6 protein-coding genes are annotated in these 6,702 nt (G+C 36.8%); all 6 read left to right on the forward strand.

What is annotated here, in order from left to right; translation table 11 throughout:
* Nucleotides 1-25: 25 nt before the first annotated feature.
* A complete protein-coding gene (locus AOG54_RS08770) occupies nt 26-1,030 on the forward strand; it encodes an ABC transporter permease (protein WP_055032619.1) in 1,005 nt (334 codons plus the stop codon).
* Nucleotides 1,027-1,956, forward strand: a complete 930-nt coding sequence (locus AOG54_RS08775; RefSeq protein WP_231563454.1) for an ABC transporter permease — start codon at nt 1,027-1,029, stop codon at nt 1,954-1,956. The genes AOG54_RS08770 and AOG54_RS08775 overlap by 4 nt, the downstream gene beginning before the upstream one ends.
* A gap of 12 nt (nt 1,957-1,968) precedes the next feature.
* Nucleotides 1,969-2,937, forward strand: a complete 969-nt coding sequence (locus AOG54_RS08780) for an ABC transporter ATP-binding protein (protein WP_048102355.1) — start codon at nt 1,969-1,971, stop codon at nt 2,935-2,937.
* Nucleotides 2,930-3,871: an ABC transporter ATP-binding protein gene (locus tag AOG54_RS08785; protein WP_048102353.1), complete on the forward strand. Its 942-nt coding sequence runs from the start codon at nt 2,930-2,932 to the stop codon at nt 3,869-3,871. Before AOG54_RS08780 ends, AOG54_RS08785 begins: the two co-directional genes overlap by 8 nt.
* Nucleotides 3,853-4,293 carry a hypothetical protein gene (locus tag AOG54_RS08790; RefSeq protein ID WP_048102352.1) on the forward strand — a complete coding sequence of 147 codons (441 nt, stop codon included), beginning with the start codon at nt 3,853-3,855 and terminating at the stop codon, nt 4,291-4,293. The genes AOG54_RS08785 and AOG54_RS08790 overlap by 19 nt, the downstream gene beginning before the upstream one ends.
* A 331-nt stretch (nt 4,294-4,624) precedes the next feature.
* Entirely contained in the window at nt 4,625-6,649 is a 2,025-nt protein-coding gene (locus AOG54_RS08795) for an ABC transporter substrate-binding protein (protein WP_055032620.1), read from the forward strand.
* Nucleotides 6,650-6,702 lie beyond the last annotated feature (53 nt).

Below are 6,702 nucleotides of genomic sequence, written 5' to 3' on the forward strand. Positions count from 1 at the left end.
TGCGCTTTCACTGTTACCATTCTATATGTACTTTTCAATTTATGCAATTGTTACATTAATATTTATAATAGTAATAGTATTTTTCCTGATCCATTTAATAGCACCCACACCACAGGCCATGGCAGGAATTTATGCCGGGTTAGGACATCACACAAAGGCAGAAATAAATGCTATTATTGCCAAATACCACCTTAACGCTCCATTGTATACACAGGTTCTGTTGTATATTGGTAACATTTTCCGTGGTAACCTGGGATATGATCCAGTTTATCACGTCCCTGAGATAAGCTTAATAGGAAGATTTCTCCCGAGGACACTGGAACTTGTTATTCCTGCCATTATATTATCCACATTTTTAGGGTTGTATACCGGATCATTTGGTGCATCACATAGGAGAAAAATACAGGATCATGCTGTAAAGGGCGTGTATTTGGTTACATGGGCATCCCCTCCATTTTTTATAGCAATAGTACTTCAGCTTTTCTTTGCATATGATCTCGGTTTGCTGCCATCTACAGGTATAGCCAATCCGGTTTTGACACCGCCTCCAGACGTTGCCGCATTCCCAATTTTAAATGCAATTATAGCAGGTGATGGTGCATATCTTCTTAGTCTTATAAGGCATATGATTCTTCCTGTTATGGCAATAGCACTTTTAAGTTTTGGTGTAATTACTAGAATTACTAGGGCATCAATGATTGATGCAATGGAATCAGATTATTTTAAGCTTGAATTAATGAAGGGTGTTAGCAGGGATACTGCTGTTTATAGAACAGCCTTAAGGAATGCAGCAATTCCAATTGTTACACTTCTTGCACTGACATTTGGATATGCGGTGGCAGGCGCTGTTGTTGTTGAGGATATTTTTGATTATCATGGTATGGGATGGTTTATAGTGCAATCCATATATAGGTTGGATTACATAGCAATACTATCAACCACTGTAATTATTGCAATTTCAATAATTATAGCCAATTTAGTCGCTGATATATTATATGGTATTATGGATCCGAGGGTGAGGGTAAAGTGATTGACGAAAATGCCTACGAGGATAAGATAGAGTTTAAAAAGGTAAGCTATTTTGGGTCGTTTATAAAGGATAAATCAGCTCTTATAGGGCTTATCATAGTTGGCTGGTTCTTAATTTGGTCCATAATACAAGGAATAATGGAGGAACTTGCCGGTTTTACAAGTAATCCTAAACTTGGCTATATGCTGTTACCCTCAAATCCTTTTGCAACCAATTTTAGCCTTCAACTTGAAGGGCCATCGACAAAATCACTTTCAATGCTACTTGGCACAAATGCCCTTGGTGAATCCATACTTTCCAGGATGCTATACTCAATGCCCAGAGATGCCCTTGTTGCTGTGGTGGTTGTATTTTCAGCAATAATTATTGGTGCAGCTTTGGGAATAATATCAGGATGGCGGGGTGGCTGGCTTGAGAATATCCTTATGAGGTTAACAGATGCATTCCTTTCTATTCCAGCTCTTATACTTGTAATTGCAATATCCATACCATTAAAGGCTGGCTTTGATGCTGTGATAATATCTTTAAGCATAGTATGGTGGCCAACATATGCAAGATTTTTCCGTGGTCAGACTCTTAAAATCAAAAACATGGACTATATGCAGGCCGCAAAAATAAACGGTGTAAAAAGATTTAGCCTCTTTTTCAGATATTTATTTTTGAACAGTGTTGACCCAGTAATAGCTTATGCTGCACTTGATTTTGGCAATGTTATTTTAACCTATGCAACATTAGCCTTCCTTGGAATAGGTTTAACCATACCTATACCGGAACTGGGTGCCATGGCCTCAAACGGTCTGCAGTATCTTCCTGCTGACTGGTGGTATGCAGTATTCCCAAGCATTACAATACTAATAATAGTTGCTGGATTCGTTCTGGTGGGTGACAGATATCAGGACATAATTAATAACAGGATAGAATATTGAGGTGCATATAATTTGTTGCTTGAAATTAAAAATCTCAAAGTTTCTTATAAAACTGTTAATGGCAAAACAACTGTTTTAAACAACTTTGAATTAAACATGGATAGGGGAGATTCAATAGCCATTGTTGGTGAATCAGGGTCAGGTAAAAGTACTCTTGGTGGGGCTATTGCAAGATTACTCCCACCGTCAGGAGAGGAATCCGGAGAAATAATCCTAAATGACCAGAATCTATTATCATTAACAGAAGAACAGATGACAAAAATTAGGGGTACAGAGGTATTCATGATTTTTCAGAATCCTCTAAACAGCCTTAATCCGGTAAAAACCGTTGGTTTTCAGCTATCAGAGGCTGCACAGATTAAGGCTCAGAGGAATGGTACAAGTGTTGCCCCGGAAGAAATAAATAAAATAGTAGTTGATGCATTAAAATCCGTGAGATTGCCGGATCCGGATCAGATTGTGAAGAGGTATCCGCATGAACTTTCTGGAGGTCAGGTGCAGAGGGTTGTAATAGCCATGGCGTTAATTTTGCGGCCCAAATTATTAATAGCTGATGAACCAACAACTGCCCTTGATGTAACCATACAGGCGCAAGTTATTAATCTATTAAAGGCTTTAAACAAAGAATATGGGATGGGAATAATATTTATAACACATGATTTGAGTCTGGCATATGTAATCTCTAAGAAAATTATTGTTATGTATGCAGGAACAATTATGGAATTAAATGAATCCAGTGATTTAATTAAACACCCTGACCATCCATATACAATTGGGCTGTTAAAAAGTGTGCCAACAGATTATAAGACCAATACAAGATTATTTTATATTAAGGGTTCCCCGCCATCGTTTTTCAACCTTCCTAAGGGATGCAGGTACAGTCCAAGATGCGATAAGGCTTTTGGCAAGTGCCATGAGTTTGAACCATCGTTAATAGATGTTAGTAATGGACATAAAGTGAGGTGCTGGTTATTTGAGTAGCATTATAAAATTGGAAAATATAAAAAAATACTATTTAACGCAACAGCTTCAGTTGCTTGATATTATCTTTAGAAGAAAACCTGTTTATGTTAGGGCCATGGATAACGTTTCAATAGAGGTTGGCAAAGGAAAAATACTTGGAATAGTGGGTGAATCAGGCTCAGGCAAAACCACCCTTGGAAAAATAGTTTCAACTATCGAAACACCAACAGATGGTAAGTTTTATTTCAATGAAGAGGAAATAACCAGGAAAACAATTCATAACGCAAGAAAGCATATTTCCATGGTGTTTCAAAATCCTTATACTTCTGTGAATCCACGTATGAAGATTAAGCAGATTGTATCAGAACCCCTTGGACATTTTGACATGGAAAAGACCAAAAGCGTAATTTCTATGGTCGGCATGGATTATGATGAAATTGCAAATAAGGAACCTAAAGAATTATCTGGAGGCCAGATACAGAGAATAGCAATAGCACGGTCACTTATCAAGGCCCCGGACGTGCTTGTCTTAGATGAACCAACATCCGCACTTGACGAGTCCATACAGGCCCAGATACTTGATCTGCTTTTAGATATACAAAAGCAGTCAGACCTAACATATTTATTTATTACACATAACATGGGTGTGGCCAAGTATGTTGCAGATGATATAGCCGTTATTTATGCTGGGAAGCTTGTTGAATATGGACCCGTAAAAAAGGTTATGGAAACACCAAAACATCCATACACGCAGCTTTTAATAGCATCGGTGCCGGATTTTGAAAAGAAGGAACTTCAGTCTCCAATAGGTGACGTCCCAAGCCTTATTAATATTCCAAAGGGGTGCAGGTTTAGTGATAGGTGCCCCAGGGTCATGGATATATGCCGGCAGAGGGAACCGGAATTCAGGGATGTAGACGGTGTTAAGGTGCTATGCTGGCTTTATGGATAAAATCCATTGAAAAAACATTGATAAAAATAACAATACTGGTCGCCATATTTTCAGCTTTTTTGGAAATTAGCTATAAAACCATACTAAATTATTTCATATTTCTTGGAATAGTTTATTTTATGGGACTTCTTTATATACTTTTTAAAATGTCGTATAGAATAGAGATTTATGATACCCATATTTACATTAAAAATTTTTTTAGGTCATACAAAATACCATATAAAAACTTCTCAGACTTCTTTATAACCTCCGGGTATCTTCAAAAAAAATTTAACCTTTATTCAATATATATAATTACTAGAAGGAAAAATTTCTTAATAAAAGATATTCCACAGGCAGAGAAGATATATAATAAAATTAAAGACGAACTGGAATTGAATCATATTACCCCTGAAAACTGGTTAGAGAATTCAAATAATTGACACAAAACAGCTAATTTGCAGGTAATGATTATAATATTAACATGCTGAAGATATCAAGAGTATAATTCAATAAAATAATAATATACTATATGACCTAATAAAATACAAATAAGTCTAAAATTTTTAACGTTCCTTTCATATAAATGTCAGACGAATTATGACTTGTCTTTTATAAGTATTCATTATAATAATTTATCTCTCAGATTATTTATATGTATAATTAATTTGTAAATAAACTAAAACTCTATATGATTATTTTTTAAAAAAAGTTTAAATATGATTGACAGGGTATTGTTAAAAAAGTTTATATACAATTTAGAATTTTATGCTTATGAAGAAAGGTTTGAAGATAGCTATTGCGATTGTTGTAGTGGTGGTGGTTGTTGCTGTATCTTTTTTGGCTTTATACCATCCGCCTGAGGTTTTTACAGATACATCCCAAACGGCAGCACCGGAACAGCTTGATCCTGCTACAGGTTTTTTCAAAACCAACGGACCGTTATTTGCGGCCCTTTTTAATGGACTTGTTGAATTTAACGGTAGCTCAACAAGCGTTGTCCCTGTTTTAGCCAGCAGTTACACAGTACATAATGACCAGAATTATACATTTACATTAAGACCATATGCAAAATTCAGTAACGGTCAGGCCCTAAATGCCACATCAGTCTGGTTTTCATTTGAGAGAGGCATAATCATGGGCCAGGGTCCATATGTGTCTGATTACCCAGGAATATTATTTAACTCAACAGTTTATTCATACTCGGGGATCGCAATTCCAAATGGAACATTGCAGGCACTTGAGCATGCTGGATATAAAATTCCAGATAATGCTAAATATAATGATAGTGGCACAATTTTAACAGATCAGCCAAATTACACAGTTGCTGCAATGGATCTTGACAACATTTTATCAAATTTCAATTATAACCATACAGAAATGGAGGTTATGGAATACCCGTACCAGGCATTGGTTGTGAATAATACATATAATTTTACAATCAATACCATGGTTCCATACTCATATCTGCTACAGGATATAGCAGGATGGTGGGGAGACATAGTTGAACCAAGCGATGTTGATGCCCATGGTGGTGTGACATATAACACGCCTAACTCATACCTTGATGCGAATGGCGTTATAGGCTCAGGGCCATACATAATATCAAGCGTTGGTAAGGGATTATCAACAATAGTGCTTAAGGCTAACCCCAACTACTGGGTTGTTGGCCACACATCCCAGGTCCCATCCATAGCCCAGCCAGCACATATAAAAACAGTAGTAATAAAATACGGATTAACGCATGCAGACAGGCTTGAGGACTTTGATAGGGGAATATCACAAATATCGACAATAGGTCCAACATCATTCAAGCAGATGATAAACGGATTTTACAATAAATCAGAGAGAACATCAGCGCTAGTGCATAGCTATCCTACTGTCGGTACATTTTACATATCAATGAATATGCAGGATAAGTACACAAGCAATCTTCATTTCAGAGAGGCACTGTACAATGCATTAAATTACTCGGCAATGCTTGCCATTTATAAAAATAATTACAATGGCACACCTGAAGCATATGAGGAACTTGGTCCACTATCTCCAATATATGGATCCCAATTCTACAATCCAAATAATTTTTCGCTTCCCGCACAGAATTTAACTGCTGCAGAGCAAAATATAAGTGCGGCAGGCAAGGCCATGGGCTTCTATGTGACATTGCCAAACGGTACCAAACTTGGAGACAGGTCGGGATCAGATTTATCCTCACATACATTTACAATAACAGGAATTTCTCCATTCAATGCCGTAGAAACATCTGAAATAACTGTTGCAATAGACTCATTTAAGTTAATAGGTCTAACCTTCAACAGCGCAGGAGTTACAGAATCCACTGTGAACTCATGGACAAACGCTTCTGCAACACCACAATTTGTGTTTCTGGGATGGCTGCCAGATTATCCAGATCCAATAGGACAGCAGCTTATACCTGTATATGATGCAAGTGAGGGTGGCGCCTTTGGTGGAAATGATGCATGGGTAGATAATGGAACCCTCCAGTCTTACTTTACCTATCTTGACTTCGTAAATCATACCGATCAGGTTAATTTAATGCCAGCAGTGCAAAAAGTAGTATATGATCAGTTCGCCTACATGTGGACACCAATGCCAAACGATGTGTTCTTTGTATCACCATTAGTAAAGGGATTCGTATTTAATTCAATTACATCCGCCTACTTCTATAACCTTATGACATTAACAGGCAAATTAATAGCACAGCCAGTGCTGTTAACACTGTATCCTGTATTTGAAAACTTTATGGCAACAATAGAATACATGGTACCAAAATTTTAAATTTTTTTAAAGGATATTTTTATTTTTATTAATTTTTATAAAATAGAAATAAT

The sequence above is a fragment of the Acidiplasma aeolicum genome (assembly GCF_001402945.1).
Classification (GTDB): Archaea; Thermoplasmatota; Thermoplasmata; order Thermoplasmatales; family Thermoplasmataceae; genus Acidiplasma; species Acidiplasma aeolicum.